We start from the raw sequence: 14,070 nt of genomic DNA on the forward strand, positions 1-14,070 counted from the left end.
TCATTTCCTGCACTTTCGGGGCGAGCTTCTCCCGGAGTTCCAGAACTTTACTCATATCAACTTCCAGTGTGAGGTAAAAGTGCGGAATTTCTTTCTTCGCCTTCGTCATCTTCTCCGAAATTACCTTCCTCATTCCGGTCCACGGGATCACGCTGCATTCCTGATTCTGCCCGACTTGTACCGCCGTAGCGGCTTCCATGACATCACGCTTCGTAATCCTTTCCCCTTCGGGCTTTTCTATAATGGAAAGGTCGATACCCTTTTCCTGCGCGATCTTTTTTGCAACGGGCGTCGCCCTAACCTTTCTGGACTCCACAAATGCGAGCACGTCTTTTTCAACGATGCGGCCGTCGGGCCCTGTGGGAGTCACCATCCTCAGGTCCACTCCGTGCTCCCTGGCCACCCTTTTGGCCGCCGGCGATGCCTTTACCTTCCCACCTATCCCGTCTTTTGCCGTCTCGGCCTCGGCCGGTACCGGCTCGGAACCCGCCCCGGCTCCTTCGAACTCCGCATTTGCCTTATCAACTTCTCCCAGTTCGGGAAGCGGTTCGTCCTCCCTTCCTATTATGGCTATTTCCTTCCCCACTTCCACCACCGAGCCTTCCGGGGCCAGGATCTTTTTCAATATCCCCGAAGCGGGGGCTTCCTCCTCCAAGTTCACTTTATCAGTCTCTATTTCCAGCAAGGGTTCCCCCTGCTTGACCTCTTCACCCTCTTTCTTCAGCCACCTTATTATGGTGCCTTCAGTCATCGTAAGTCCCAGTTTCGGCATCCGAACTATTTGGGCCATGCTATCACTCCCTTAAATTTTTTGCCCTCAAATTATCTCAATAAGTCCTTGACGGCTTTTACGATATCTTCCACCTGAGGTACCGCATGCCTTTCGAGGTTTGGATTATAAGGTATGGGGATATCTAGACCCCCAAGCCTCTTCACCGGAGCATCCAGATAATCGAACGCCTCGCTCCCGGCTATTCCCGCGGCTACTTCCGCTCCCCAGCCGAAGCTCACCGGGTCGTCCTCCACTATTAAAACTCGCCCGGTCTTTTTGACGGAATCGATGATGGTCTTCATATCCAGAGGCTTCAACGTCCTGGGATCTATGACCTCCACGTCTATTCCTTCTTTCTCCAGCTCCTTTGCGGCTTCCAGGGCCCTGATGACCATTATGGAGCCCGCAACAACGGTGACGTCCTTCCCCTTTCTCTTTATATCAGCCTTACCTAACGGCAGCACGTATTCTTCATCGGGCACTTCTCCCTTTACCCTGTAGAGCAGTTTGTGCTCGGCAAATAATACCGGATTGTCATCCCTGATCGCCGCTTTTATGAGCCCCTTTACGTCGTAAGGAGTGGAGGGCATCACCACTTTGAGGCCTGGGAAATGGGCGAAAACGCCGGGAAAGCTCTGGGAGTGCTGGGCCGCCGCACCGGTGCCGCAGCCCATTGGTGCGCGCACTACCATAGGGACTTTCGCTTTTCCTCCGAACATATACCTTATCTTTGCCCCCTGGTTTATAAACTGGTCCATGGCCAGGGTCAGAAAGTCGAAAAACATTATCTCGACTACCGGCCTCATGCCGGCCATGGCGGCTCCCACCGCTATCCCCGTAATCGCCTGTTCTGAAATCGGGGTATCTATAATCTTCTCCTCTCCGAACTCTTGGACCAAGCCCTTCGTAACCCCAAAAGCCCCTCCATATATGCCGATATCTTCGCCGAGTAAAAAGACTTTCTCGTCTCTCAAAAGCTCCTCCCTCAAGCCTTCCCGCAGGGCTTCTATATATAACTTTTCAGCCATGGTTATTTCCCCCTTTTATTGAAGAAAATCTCTATGCATATACGCCATCGGCGATATCTTCTACGGAAGGTTCCGGGCTATTTTTGGCATACTCTATAGCTTCTTGAATCTCCCTTTCGACTTCTTTTTCGATTTTCTCCAGCTCTTCTTCGGTGGCGACTCCCTCTTCTACAAGTTTTGCCCTGTACCGCTTTATCGGACATCTCTTCTTCCATTCTTCTATCTCTTCCTTCGTCCTGTAAACGTTGGCGTCGCTCTTGGAGTGCCCCAGCCACCGGTAAGTCTTGGCTTCAATAAGCGAGGGCCCTTCTCCCCTTCTTGCCCTGTCCACTGCTTTTTTCACCGCAAAGTAAACCGCCTCCACGTCATTTCCGTCGACTATCTCGCCGGGCATGTTGTACGCCGCTGCTCTGTCGGCGACGTTCTCCGCCGCGGTGGACTTTTTGAAAGCCACGGACATGCCGTACTGGTTGTTTTCGCAAACGTAGACCACCGGCAGCTTCCAAAGGGACGCAATGTTCAAGGACTCGTGGAAGACTCCCTGGTTGTTCGCCCCGTCGCCGAAAAAGCATAGAGTGACTTTGCCGTCCTTTTTCATCTTGGACGCCAGGGCGGCGCCCGTAGCTATGGGTATGCCGCCGCCTACTATGCCGTTGGCCCCGAGGTTGCCCGTCTCGATATCGGCGATGTGCATCGACCCTCCTCTGCCCCTGCAGTAGCCGGTTTCCTTGCCCAGAAGCTCTGCAAACATCTGGGGGAGCTTCCCGCCCTTCGCTATGCAGTGGCCGTGCCCCCGGTGAGTGCTGGTAATCATATCGTCCTTTTCCAGGGCCGCAATCGCCCCAACGGCAGTGGCCTCCTCGCCCACCGAGAGGTGGCAGGTCCCCCATATCATGTTGGCCTTGAAGAGCCTATCGACTTCAAGTTCGAAACACCTTATCTCGTACATCTTCCTGTACATCCAAAGCTTTTTCTCCGCAGTCAATTCCACAGCCACATCACCCCTGTCTCTAATCCAAAACTTACCTGCCAAAAAGTAAAATGGTAATGTTACAAAGTTGCATTATAGTATCATTTGTTTATTAAAAGCAATTTTCATGCCATTTTACACTTTCTTCTTTCAATTGTTTTCATTGCACCGGGTTCATCTCTAGCGGATACAGTATATACCACCATGTCATTATCTGCCATCTTCTTCGATATTGATCCCACTGTTACATCCGTCTCTTTGATCAGACGTTAAAGCATTTGCAGGTTTTTCATCGGTTTTCGGAGCAATTCTAGTTCTTCCTTCTTTATAATATAGTCTATATTATTAGGATTAGTCTATATTGTTAGAAAATGTTTAATTTATTATAACCCATTTACCATTAATCATGTCAACAATGGTAGCATGCCTGGCATAAATTGTGGTATTGTATAATCGAAACTGTCTAAAAATAATGATGGCATGTTAATTGCATAAAATGTAGTGCAAGAGAGGTGGATGGGATGACCGTAAAAGAGCGCCTGTTAGAAATCATTAAAAACGAAGACAAGAAAAATCCTTATACTGATGAGCAACTGGCGGCCATGTTGGGAATGAGGCGCGATGAAATTACCATTTTAAGGGGAAAGCTTCAAATACCCGATTCCCGGGAAAGGCGAAAACCGTACCTTTTGAAGGCAATTGAAGAAGAAATCGCAAAAAACCCAGGCATATCCGACCGGAAGCTGACAAAGCTAGTACAAAAGAAAGGGTTTAATGTATCAAGGTTCATAATTTCTCAGCTCAGAAAAGAACTTCCCGGCAAAACGAAAGTTGAAGGACATGATGCGCCCGACAAAAAACTAAAGACGGGATCAGAAAATTCCACTGCTTTTTGCGGAATCATTGGAGCAGAGGGCAGCTTAAAGACTCAAATCCAGCAGGCTAAAGCGGCGGTACTTTATCCCCCTCATGGGCTGCACACCCTCATATTAGGCCCAACAGGTGTGGGAAAGAGCATTCTTGCAGAAGCCATGTATCACTATGCTGTCGAGATAGGCAGGCTTCCAAAAAATGCACCTTTTGTAGTATTCAATTGCGCGGATTATGCCGAAAATCCCCAGCTTCTCCTCTCCCAGCTTTTCGGGCACATTAAAGGAGCATATACAGGAGCGGATTCGGCAAAAGAGGGGCTAGTAGAAAAGGCAAACGGAGGAATACTTTTTTTGGACGAAGTACACCGCCTTCCACCGGAAGGGCAGGAAATCCTTTACCACCTCATAGATAAAGGAAAGTTCAGGAGACTCGGTGAGACGGAAAATTACCGCACTGCTAACGTCATGATAATAGCCGCAACTACAGAAGATATAGAATCTTCACTGCTCTTAACCTTCAGGCGACGAATACCTATGATAATAGAACTGCCGCCACTTTCTGCGCGGCCAATATCCGAAAGATACGAAATAATTAAAGACTTCTTCAGAAAAGAAGCAGACCGCATAGGAGCTAAAATAAAAGTTAAGCAAGAAGCGCTGAGAGCCCTCCTCATGTATGACTGCCCTGGAAATTTAGGGCAATTGAGGAGCGACATCCAGGTAGCTTGCGCCAGGGGATTTTTGTCATATATAGGAAATCAAAAGGATTTCATAGAAGTCGATTTGATAGATTTACCGGTACACGCAAGGCGCGGGATGCTAAAAGTGCAAAATCGCATCCCGGAAATAGAAACGCTCCTTCAAGGAGACCTCATGGTAAATCCTGGCGAATCCAGCATCATCCATTTACTAAAAGAGGATATCTATATTTTCCCGGAAGAGATTTACAGGTATATAGAAGAAAAATATCAGGAACTGCAAAGCCAGGGTTTGAGCCAGGAAGTCATAAACAGAGTTATAGGTGGAGAGCTGGAAATAAAATTTCAACAATTGGTGAGACAGTTTGAGACCGAACACAAGTCTCTAGAAAAAAAAGACTTGGAGGGCATCGTCGGCTCACATATTGTTGAACTGGCAGAACGCATGATAAAAGTAGCCGAAAGGAAATTGGGAAAAGTGGACAACCACCTGTTTTACTGCCTCGCCATTCACCTGAGCGCAACTCTGGACCGCATCAGGCAGGGAAAGCCAATAATAAACCCGCAGCTCGAAAAGGTTAAAAGAGAATACAAACTGGAATATAAGGTTGCAAAAGAAATGGTTGAAGTGGTTGAGGACTTAACGGGGTGGAAAATGCCCGAAGATGAGATAGCTTTTGTAGCAATGTACTTAAGGACAATGACTCAGCCCGGTGATTTCAAAGGTGGCAGGGTAGGGGTTATAGTATTAACCCACGGCCATGTAGCAAAGGGAATGGCAGAAGTCGCAAACAGACTCCTGGGGGTTAACCATGCCATCGGCATAGAAATGAGCCTGGATGAAGAACCAGAGGCGGTACTCCAAAAGACCATCGAAGTTGTAAAGGAAGTAAATGAGGGTAAGGGTGTCCTGCTTTTGGTGGATATGGGTTCTCTTTTGACTTTTGGAGAAATAATCACTCAGAAAACGGGAATACCAACGGTCACTATCGGGCGTGTTGACACTGTAATGGTGCTCGAAGCAATAAGAAGAGCCATCTTGCCGGACACGAATTTGGAAGACATAGCAAAGAACATAGAAAAGCACGTGATCGGAATAGGTAGGATACCTTACGAAAAAAGGCCCAAAGTCGAGGGCAAACCCGTTATTTTGACGGTTTGCATCACCGGAGAAGGAGCAGCGGTAAAGATAAAAGAACTCATCGAAAAGCTCATTCCTGACATTTACGACAGAGCAGACATAATTTCCCTAGGCGCCATGACCGGCGAAGATTTGAAGATACAAATAAAAAGGATAAAAGAAGCAAAAAAATTAGCCGCAATCGTCGGAACCATAGATCCAAAATTCGAGGATATCCTGTTTATTCCGCTATACGAACTACTTTCTGGAAGAGGAGTCATCAGATTAAGAAGTGCCTTAGGATTAAAAGATGAACTAGATTTATTAAATGAAGAAGTTTCCAAAGTTCTTCCCCAAGCCGGTATTCTTGGTGAGAACATATTGATAATAAATGATGAATTTAAAAGCAAAGATGAAGTATTAGATGCCCTCGGGAATCTGCTGATAAAAGAAAAATATGTGAATGAAAGATTTCTTCTCGATGTATACAAGAGGGAAGTAATAGGACTAACCCTGTTTAAAAACAAGGTAGCAATACCTCACGGCACTCCCCAAAATGTCATAAAACCAGCCTTAGCAATGGCGATTTTGAAACACCCCATAGAATGGGTCCCGGAAAAAGAGGCAGAAATTGTTTTAATGTTGGCATTAAAAGAAGACTCAGCGGACTTTCTAAGGAGTCTTTATAAAATAGTGGAACACCCAACTTTTGTGGCTAACATCAAATCTCTAGGTGATCCTGCAATGATTAAAGAAATGTTTTTAGAATACATGCTAAACGTAAATTGAATCCGTTGGAATGGAATTTGCTTTGAGATATTTTGGACGGATTTGTTGCCAAGTTAATTCTGAGGGGGCAAAATACATGCCGGAATTCAATTTATTAAATGAGGATTTAATTGAGACAGAGCTGGAAGCTAAAAATAAGGAAGAAGTGCTTGAAGTGCTTGCAAAATTATTAATTGTCAAAGGTTATGTGAAGGACAGCTACTTGAAAGCAATTCTGGAAAGGGAAAAAGTTTTCCCCACAGGACTTCCTACCGACGGCGTCGGGGTTGCAATACCACATGCCGACATAGATCACGTTTTAACCTCGGGGATCGCACTTGCAGTATTAAAAAGTCCTGTAAAATTCAACGTTATGGGAAATCCTACAGAAGAAGTAGACGTAAGACTGGTTTTTATGCTAGCCATAAACGAACCTAAAATGCAGGTGAACCTCTTAAAAAACCTCATCTCACTCTTCCAGGACAAAAACTTGCTCATTAAGCTCTCCGATATGGCGGATAAGAAAAAGATAATAGCGCTTTTGACACCATTAATAAATGCTAACTCTTCCACCTAAAGCAAAACCGGAAAAAGGAGGTGGGCGCAAAAAAATCGTCTCTCGAAATTTGAAATTTATCCAAATCAAAAAGGAGGAAGCAAGATGAATGCCAAGAAAGTAATCGTTGCCTGCGGTACCGGTATTGCTACATCTACGGTAGTCGCTGATAAAATCTCCGAGGCCTGCAAAAAAGAAGGAATAAGTGTAAACATCATCCAGTGCAAGGTAACGGAACTCAGAAGCTACGCCGACGGAGCCGACCTCATAGTTTCCACTACAATATTAAAGGATAAGTTCGATGTACCAGTTATCAACGGACTTCCCTTCATAACTGGCATAGGTGAGGAAAGGGCAATTCAGGACATCATAAATGTTTTAAAAAAATAAATAATTAAAAAAAGGAGGTCTTCAAATGTCAATAATTAAGTTTATCCTGGATCTAGGGGCCGTGGTAATGCTCCCCATCATAATCTTTGTCCTGGCCGTAATTCTCGGGGAGAAACCCGGCAAGGCCTTTAGGGCAGGTCTTACCATCGGTATTGGCTTCATAGGAATAAACCTGGTCATAGGACTTTTGAGCAACAACTTGGGACCTGCCGCAAAGGCCATGGTTGAAAATATGGGTATCAAGCTGGACGTAATAGACGTAGGCTGGCCCGCTGCGGCAGCCATTGCCTTTGCCTCCAAAGTCGGAGCATTCGTTATACCCATCGGCCTTCTGGTAAACATTATAATGCTCGCCACCAGAACCACCAAAACCGTCAACGTGGACTTATGGAACTACTGGCATTTCGCCTTCACCGGAGCGCTGGTCACCGCCGCCACAGGAAGCCTTACCTTAGGCATGATAGCTGCGGCCATCAACTGCGCCATAGTCTTGAAATTAGGCGACTGGACAGCTCGGATGGTGCAGGAGTTCTACGGATTGCCCGGAGTTTCCTTGCCTCACGGCTTTTCTGCGGCATACGTTCCAATTGCCATCCCGCTAAATAAATTGATCGACAACATACCAGGCATAAACAAAATAGAAGCTGACCCGGAGCAAATAAGCAAAAAATTCGGTGTATTCGGTGAACCTGTTGTCGTTGGCCTAGTTTTGGGCATAATTCTGGGACTTCTCGCAAAATACGATGCCAAAGCCACGTTAAACCTTGGCATGTCCATGGCAGGCGTTATGTTCCTTATGCCTAGAATGGTTAAAATACTGATGGAAGGACTCATGCCGGTTTCCGAAGCTGCAAAGGACTTCATGCAAAAGAGGTTCGCCGGCCAGGAATTCTATATAGGCTTAGATTCAGCCGTCGCCATAGGGCATCCCGCCGCTATAGCTACAGCGCTGATACTCGTGCCCGTTACGATCTTCTTAGCTTTGATAATACCGGGCAACAGGGTTCTGCCTTTCGGTGATCTGGCTACAATTCCGTTCATGGTAGCCATGGTGGCACCTATCTGCCGGGGTAACGTATTTAGATCTGTCATAATCGGCGCCATCGTCATCGCGGTCGGCCTATTAATCGCCACCAATGTTTCACCTCTGCACACCCAGGCAGCAATTGACGCAGCCTTCAAGTTCCCCGAAGGCGCTACAAACATTTCGAGCATCTGTGACGGTGCAAACCCCTTGACCTGGATCTTGCTAAAGATCATGCAGATATTCGGATAAACTCCAACATTTGTATTAAAATAAGCCCTGGGAACATCGCCCAGGGCTCTATTTATAGGCCTTATAGGCCCATTGGCCGTATCAATTTGTAAATCATTTTTTTAACTTCAGCAATTCCTTTGCCTGTGTTCGAAGATACCGCAAAAATATTTTCCTTTATCACTCCGATTTCGATTAGAAATTTCTCTACCCGATTTATGCTAGCCTCTTTTAAGTCGATTTTGTTTATAATACCGATAACAGGTTTTTGAAAAGCTGTACAAAAACCGGCAGGCAATGAAGGTCTATCAGACGTTCGAAAAATGCTCTGAGGAAGCGCCTATATAAAGGGGCAAAGATGCCCAAACTTCGTACAGATAATGGTCCTCTGTTCATCGCCAAGAAGTTCCAAGAAACCTGTGAAAAACTGGGAATTGTTCATGAACGTATACCTGTTAAAACCCCTAATCTCAATGCCCATGTTGAAGCCTTTCATTCTATCCTAGAGACTGAATGCTATAGCCGATATGAGTTTCAGAGTTTTATGGAAGCATACGCCGAGACATCTAAATAGAATATTACAATTGCAAGAGGAGGGATAGTAACCTGGGATATATGAATCCAGAAGAGTTTCATAGTGTTCATGAGTAAATTAATGAAAGCAGAATCTTTTGTGGTATAATTTCCATAATTTGAGGACCAGCCCGCTGCCAGTTGTTCATCGGTGTATGGATTTTTCTTGTCTTCATTTTTAATGAGTTCCAGCAGCCGTTCTTTTTCAACCATACCATCCATCTCTCTCGTTACACATTTTATGCAATTAATGTACCATGCATATATTCTTAAGCCCTTCGCTTATATAGTTCCACATATTATGCCACATTTTCAACACTGTTGGAAAAAAAAGCCCGACCTTTTCGGTCAGGCTTTGTGGAAGTATTCATAGACCGCCATTGCGGATTTTTTGTTCATCCCGGGCACTTTCGCTAATTCTTCTACGGATGCCTTTTTTATATCCTCCAAACTCCCAAAAGCAGTTAGCAAAGCTTTCCTCCGCGCTTTACCGATGCCGGGGATTTCTTCGAGAATGGAGTTTAAATTCCTCTTTGAGCGCAGCTTTCTATGGTAAGTAACCGCAAAGCGATGGGCTTCATCCCTGATTCTTTGCAAGAGGTACAGGGCTTCCGAATCCCGGGGCAAAATTATAGGTTCGCTTTTACTTTCTATGAATACATGTTCAAATTCCTTGGCAAGTCCGATCGCAGGAATATGATTTAAGTTTAATTCCTTTAAAGCCTCAAGGGCGTATCTCAGCTGTCCCTTTCCTCCATCTATGACGAGAAGATCGGGAAAATCCTTAAACTTTTCATCCCCTTCTAACCCTCTTTTAAACCTCCTAAAAACGGCTTCTTTTATGCTTTCAAAGTCGTTAGGACCTTCAACCGTCTTTATCTTAAACCTCCTGTAGTCTTCCTTTTTCGGCATCCCATTTTCAAAGACAACCATGGATGCGACCGATTCCGTCCCCTGCGTGTTGGATATATCAAAAGCTTCGATGCGCTTAGGCAATTTTCCCAGTCCAAGATAACCTTTTAATTCTTCCATCGCCCTTTCGTTTTTTATCCTTTGTCTTTCTTCAAAGGCTTCCCTTTGCTCTAAATAAGCCATGGCGTTTTCCGCCACCATTTCTATTAACTCTTTCTTTTCTCCTCTTTTTGGTACGATTATCTTCACTTTTGAACCTTTTTTGGCCGAAAGCCAGGTTTCGATGGCCTCCTTTTCATCTATTTCTTCTTCCACGATAATTTCTTTCGGAATGAAAGATGCCGTATCGTAAAACTGTTTTATAAAAGAAGCCAGGATTTCCTTCCTCTCAGCTCCTTCGGTATTGCTCAATATGAAAGGCTCCCGTTCAATAATATTTCCTTCACGCACGAAAAATACCGTCACGCAAGCCGTATCAAATCCCCTCGCCATCGCTATGATGTCTTGATCAACCAGGTCGGTGGACGATATTTTTTGTTTTTCTAATATTTTTTCCAGGGCTGCGATTTGATCTCTGTAAACTGCTGCCGCTTCAAACTCGAGCGAGTCTGCTGCCTCCTGCATTTTTGCCTTCAAATGATTCAAAAGCTGCTCCTGCCTTCCTTCGAAAAACATTATGATATTTTTTACAAGTTCTCCGTATTCCTCCTCGGAGATGTCTCCCTGACAGGGAGCGATGCAACGCTTTATGTGATAATTGAGACAAGGCCGTTCTTTCAAGGGCACCCTGCTCAAATCCTTTTTACAGCTCCTTATGGGAAAAATCTTCCGGAGTATATCTATAGCTTCGCGCATGGCCCGCGCCTCTACATAAGGCCCAAAATACTTCGACCCATCCTTCTTTATTTTTCGCACCACCTCTATTCTGGGAAAAGATTCGTTCGTTGTGATTTTTATATAAGGATACTGCTTATCGTCCTTTAAGAGAATATTGTACTTGGGCCGATAGAATTTTATTAGGTTGCATTCCAAGATGAGCGCTTCCACTTCAGAATCGGTAACGATATATTCTATATCGTCGATGTGCGAAACCATCGAACTTACTTTGGCAGGAAGACTGTCGCTCGATTTAAAATAAGAGCGTACGCGCTGTTTCAGGGACACCGCCTTCCCCACATATATGACCTTTCCGCTTTTATCTTTCATTATATAAACTCCGGGTTTTTCCGGAAAGGAATCTATCCGTTCGGGATTGAACATAAAAAATCCCTCCCGCCTTTATTATACCATAAGCGGGAGGGTATATTATTGCGTTACGTATGTTCGACATGCGCAAACCCCTCTTTAATAATGTGTATAACGTGGTCGTCGTCTAACGAATAATAAACTTGCTTTCCTTCCCTCCGGAATTTTACCAGGTGGGCCACTCGAAGTACCCTCAAGTGATGGGATACGTTGGATACAGTCAACCCCAAGATGGCTGCAATATCGCACACGCATAGTTCATCTCGTGAAAGCAGGTACACTATTTTCAGTCTCGTCTCATCTGCAAGAACTTTAAAAAGTTCGGCAAGCTCATTAGTATGAGGAATCGTACCCGACAATTTTTTTATCTTTTCTTCGTCAATGCAGAAAACGTCGCACATATCCGGAACCTTGTTCTTATTTTCCATGACATTCACCCTAAGATTGTTTTTGTGATAATTATAACTTAATTTTATTTGTTTTGTCACCCTAAATTTTTGGTATCTCCAAAAAAACTTTCATTTTTTCGCATTAACTAATTGTTTTTTAAAAAATCTACTATTCTCTCGTCTTTAAAGGCAAAAACAGGAATTTCCCTATTCCCATCTATAACAATTTTAATATCACCGTTTATGCCTCCTTTTATTTCTAGACCCTTTGATTTTTCTTTTATCGAATGAATTTTATCTATATCAGGTATCACCACTCCCATCACATCACCGTCTTCCAACAATTTTAAATCTTCGGGGGTCAATTGATTTCCATAGACTACTATCTTCGGCAAGGAATTTGACTTGTAACCTTCTACCAATACAAATTCAACGTCCTTTAGCTCGTTCAAAATATCACTAAGAGAATCGGCTCTCTCAGAACGCTCCATCCGCAGCAATCCCATTTCTGAAGAGGCTATGACGACATCAGCACCCGCGTTAAAAATACGCCCCGTATCGTTGTTTCCCACATCAAATCCATGAGGAGTGTGTTTTACAACGCCCACCCTCGCTCCCTCTTCTTTTAATCTTCTGACTATCCATGTTATCAAAGTTGTCTTCCCGCTATTCGAAAAACCAGCAAATCCTACAACTTTCATCCAACCACCTGCTCCCTTTTCCTAGGTATAAATTAATTATGGGAATTGATGTTATAAACTGCTTATTCCGGTTGATTTCCAAGTTTCTTTCTTCATACCATTATGGTAACATGCCGCGAAACGCTTGTAAATATAAGAGCGAGGGGGTCCGTGTATCCCCTCAATAAATTGATCTGAATGTCGAAGTACACAAAAAAGCCGTGGAAGCCCACGGCCAAAACGCCTTTTATTTATTTTATTGTCGGATCTTCCGCTTCCAATCTCCCTTCCCAGAGGTATTTCCTGGTTTCTGCCACCAAAACACCACTTAAGGCAATCAATGAAATGAGGTTCGGTATGGCCATCAAACCGTTGAAAATATCGGCAAAGCTCCACACTATATCCAGGGTGGCCACAGAACCAATAAATGCAGCTATCACCCATAGCCACCGATAGGGCATCACAGCTTTGGTGCCAAAAAGGTATTCTACCGCTTTTTCACAGTAATAAGCCCAGCCGAGAATGGTGGAGTAAACAAATGTCAGTAAACCTATTGTCAACGTTATGGGCCCAATAACGGGTATATGCTCAAAAGCGGTCTTTGTGAGTTCCGCCCCCTTAAGACCTGTCTCCCAGCTTCCTGTTGTGACGAGCACGAAACCCGTCATCAAGCAGATAACCACGGTATCCCAGAAAGTTCCGGTCATTTGGACAAGCGCCTGGCGGGTGGCATTTGGAGTTTGTGCCGCAGCTGCAGCTATGGGAGCGCTTCCTAATCCGGACTCGTTGGAAAAGAGTCCTCTTGCTACACCGTATCTCATCGCCTGCATGACTGTTGCTCCTGCAAATCCACCTATGGCAGCTTGCCCGGTAAAAGCACTCTTTAAGATTACAGCTATAGCCGAAGGTAAATTGGCCGCATTCATAGCAAGTATGATAAGACATCCTGTCACATAAACTATAGCCATGAACGGCACCAGCATTTCGCAGACCCGCGCAATACTCTTTATGCCGCCTATAATGACGATACCGGTAAATACCGCTATCACTAAACCTGTAATCCAGGTAGGAATGTTAAAAGTAGCTTTGACCATTTGCGATATTGAGTTAGCCTGGACGGTACAGCCTATGCCGAAGCCTGCTATTGCAGTAAAGAGCGCAAAGAGAACACCGAGCCATTTCATTTTGAGACCGCGTTCCAGCACGTACATAGGGCCACCGGCCATTTGACCCAATGCATTTTTCGTCCTGTACTTCACAGAAAGCAGTGCTTCGGCATATTTTGTCGCGATGCCGAACACACCAGTTATCCAGAGCCAAAACACCGCCCCGGGACCGCCCAACCCAACCGCCGTAGCAACGCCTACGATGTTTCCGGTACCGACCGTCGCGGCAAGTGCAGTAGTCAAGGCACCAAAGTGGCTCACATCGCCTTCGCCTTCCGATACTCTCGTCAAAGACAGTTTTATGGCCTTAAATATGTATTTTTGAATAAACTTCAACCTAAATGTCAGATATATATGAGTGCCCACAAGAAGGATGAGCATCGGGGGACCCCAGACTATGTTACTTAATTCCCCTAAAATTTTTTCCAATGCCTCCACCTAAATCCCTCCACGTAAAATTTTAAATCAGCCGTCAACAAGTTATAATCGCCCTTCCTGTCACCTCCTCCTATTCTAATTTTTGAATTATCCAACATTATATACGCAATATTATTATATCATTTTCTTTAAGTTAAGTCCATATAATTGTGTAAAAAGGGATTGAGCCACCCCCATCCCTCTGGTTAGAATTAAATTGCCAACACAAAAACCTAACTGGAGGGATGAGAAATGGCTC

General features: G+C 44.8%; 13 protein-coding genes. 4 read left to right on the top strand and 9 right to left on the bottom strand.

Going from position 1 to position 14,070, the window contains the following annotated elements; translation table 11 throughout:
* The 3 genes from AN618_RS10970 to pdhA form a co-directional block, all read right to left on the bottom strand.
* The coding region (locus tag AN618_RS10970) for an E3 binding domain-containing protein (RefSeq protein ID WP_187694927.1) at positions 1-790 on the bottom strand (790 nt) is incomplete at its 3' end.
* A 32-nt stretch (positions 791-822) separates the two neighbouring features.
* On the bottom strand, positions 823-1,800 hold the full coding sequence (locus tag AN618_RS10975; RefSeq protein ID WP_066355027.1) for an alpha-ketoacid dehydrogenase subunit beta: 978 nt from the start codon (positions 1,798-1,800) through the stop codon (positions 823-825).
* A 31-nt stretch (positions 1,801-1,831) separates the two neighbouring features.
* Entirely contained in the window at positions 1,832-2,761 is a 930-nt protein-coding gene (gene pdhA / locus AN618_RS10980; protein ID WP_187694928.1) for a pyruvate dehydrogenase (acetyl-transferring) E1 component subunit alpha, read from the bottom strand.
* A gap of 530 nt (positions 2,762-3,291) precedes the next feature.
* Between pdhA and AN618_RS10985 the strand changes: the two genes are divergently transcribed.
* From AN618_RS10985 to AN618_RS11000, 4 genes are all read left to right on the top strand, one after another.
* Positions 3,292-6,249, top strand: a complete 2,958-nt coding sequence (locus tag AN618_RS10985) for a sigma 54-interacting transcriptional regulator (protein WP_066355029.1) — start codon at positions 3,292-3,294, stop codon at positions 6,247-6,249.
* 76 nt (positions 6,250-6,325) lie between these two features.
* Positions 6,326-6,805, top strand: a complete 480-nt coding sequence (locus tag AN618_RS10990; protein WP_066355031.1) for a PTS sugar transporter subunit IIA — start codon at positions 6,326-6,328, stop codon at positions 6,803-6,805.
* Between the two features lie 84 nt (positions 6,806-6,889).
* The gene (locus AN618_RS10995) at positions 6,890-7,174 is read left to right on the top strand and encodes a PTS sugar transporter subunit IIB (protein WP_066355032.1); all 285 of its coding nucleotides are present in this window, start codon (positions 6,890-6,892) and stop codon (positions 7,172-7,174) included.
* A gap of 25 nt (positions 7,175-7,199) precedes the next feature.
* The gene (locus AN618_RS11000) at positions 7,200-8,450 is read left to right on the top strand and encodes a PTS galactitol transporter subunit IIC (RefSeq protein WP_066355033.1); all 1,251 of its coding nucleotides are present in this window, start codon (positions 7,200-7,202) and stop codon (positions 8,448-8,450) included.
* 61 nt (positions 8,451-8,511) lie between these two features.
* Here AN618_RS11000 and AN618_RS14190 read toward each other — a convergent pair whose 3' ends face one another.
* The 6 genes from AN618_RS14190 to AN618_RS11030 form a co-directional block, all read right to left on the bottom strand.
* Positions 8,512-8,727 carry a EutP/PduV family microcompartment system protein gene (locus tag AN618_RS14190; RefSeq protein WP_066355034.1) on the bottom strand — a complete coding sequence of 72 codons (216 nt, stop codon included), beginning with the start codon at positions 8,725-8,727 and terminating at the stop codon, positions 8,512-8,514.
* Positions 8,728-8,963: 236 nt separating this feature from the next.
* Positions 8,964-9,224, bottom strand: a complete 261-nt coding sequence (locus tag AN618_RS13200; protein WP_157081730.1) for a hypothetical protein — start codon at positions 9,222-9,224, stop codon at positions 8,964-8,966.
* A gap of 126 nt (positions 9,225-9,350) precedes the next feature.
* Positions 9,351-11,174: an excinuclease ABC subunit UvrC gene (gene uvrC / locus AN618_RS11015; RefSeq protein ID WP_066355046.1), complete on the bottom strand. Its 1,824-nt coding sequence runs from the start codon at positions 11,172-11,174 to the stop codon at positions 9,351-9,353.
* A gap of 53 nt (positions 11,175-11,227) precedes the next feature.
* On the bottom strand, positions 11,228-11,587 hold the full coding sequence (locus AN618_RS11020) for an ArsR/SmtB family transcription factor (protein WP_066355048.1): 360 nt from the start codon (positions 11,585-11,587) through the stop codon (positions 11,228-11,230).
* A 107-nt stretch (positions 11,588-11,694) separates the two neighbouring features.
* Complete coding sequence (gene mobB / locus AN618_RS11025) at positions 11,695-12,249, bottom strand: molybdopterin-guanine dinucleotide biosynthesis protein B (RefSeq protein WP_066355050.1); 555 nt, start codon at positions 12,247-12,249, stop codon at positions 11,695-11,697.
* Positions 12,250-12,479: 230 nt separating this feature from the next.
* Positions 12,480-13,775, bottom strand: coding sequence for an alanine/glycine:cation symporter family protein (locus tag AN618_RS11030; protein WP_157081731.1), 1,296 nt, complete (start codon positions 13,773-13,775; stop codon positions 12,480-12,482).
* Positions 13,776-14,070 lie beyond the last annotated feature (295 nt).

The organism is Fervidicola ferrireducens (genome assembly GCF_001562425.1).
Lineage (GTDB): Bacteria > Bacillota > Thermosediminibacteria > Thermosediminibacterales > Thermosediminibacteraceae > Fervidicola > Fervidicola ferrireducens.

Bases quoted from the DNA above. Each gene is read 5' to 3' on its own strand.
- AN618_RS10975 (WP_066355027.1), bottom strand. From the start codon at position 1,800: ATGGCTGAAAAGTTATATATAGAAGCCCTGCGGGAAGGCTTGAGGGAG.
- pdhA (WP_187694928.1), bottom strand. From the start codon at position 2,761: ATGTACAGGAAGATGTACGAGATAAGGTGTTTCGAACTTGAAGTCGAT.
- AN618_RS10985 (WP_066355029.1), top strand. From the start codon at position 3,292: ATGACCGTAAAAGAGCGCCTGTTAGAAATCATTAAAAACGAAGACAAG.
- AN618_RS10990 (WP_066355031.1), top strand. From the start codon at position 6,326: ATGCCGGAATTCAATTTATTAAATGAGGATTTAATTGAGACAGAGCTG.
- AN618_RS10995 (WP_066355032.1), top strand. From the start codon at position 6,890: ATGAATGCCAAGAAAGTAATCGTTGCCTGCGGTACCGGTATTGCTACA.
- AN618_RS11000 (WP_066355033.1), top strand. From the start codon at position 7,200: ATGTCAATAATTAAGTTTATCCTGGATCTAGGGGCCGTGGTAATGCTC.
- AN618_RS13200 (WP_157081730.1), bottom strand. From the start codon at position 9,224: ATGGATGGTATGGTTGAAAAAGAACGGCTGCTGGAACTCATTAAAAAT.
- uvrC (WP_066355046.1), bottom strand. From the start codon at position 11,174: ATGTTCAATCCCGAACGGATAGATTCCTTTCCGGAAAAACCCGGAGTT.
- AN618_RS11020 (WP_066355048.1), bottom strand. From the start codon at position 11,587: ATGGAAAATAAGAACAAGGTTCCGGATATGTGCGACGTTTTCTGCATT.
- mobB (WP_066355050.1), bottom strand. From the start codon at position 12,249: ATGAAAGTTGTAGGATTTGCTGGTTTTTCGAATAGCGGGAAGACAACT.
- AN618_RS11030 (WP_157081731.1), bottom strand. From the start codon at position 13,775: ATGCTCATCCTTCTTGTGGGCACTCATATATATCTGACATTTAGGTTG.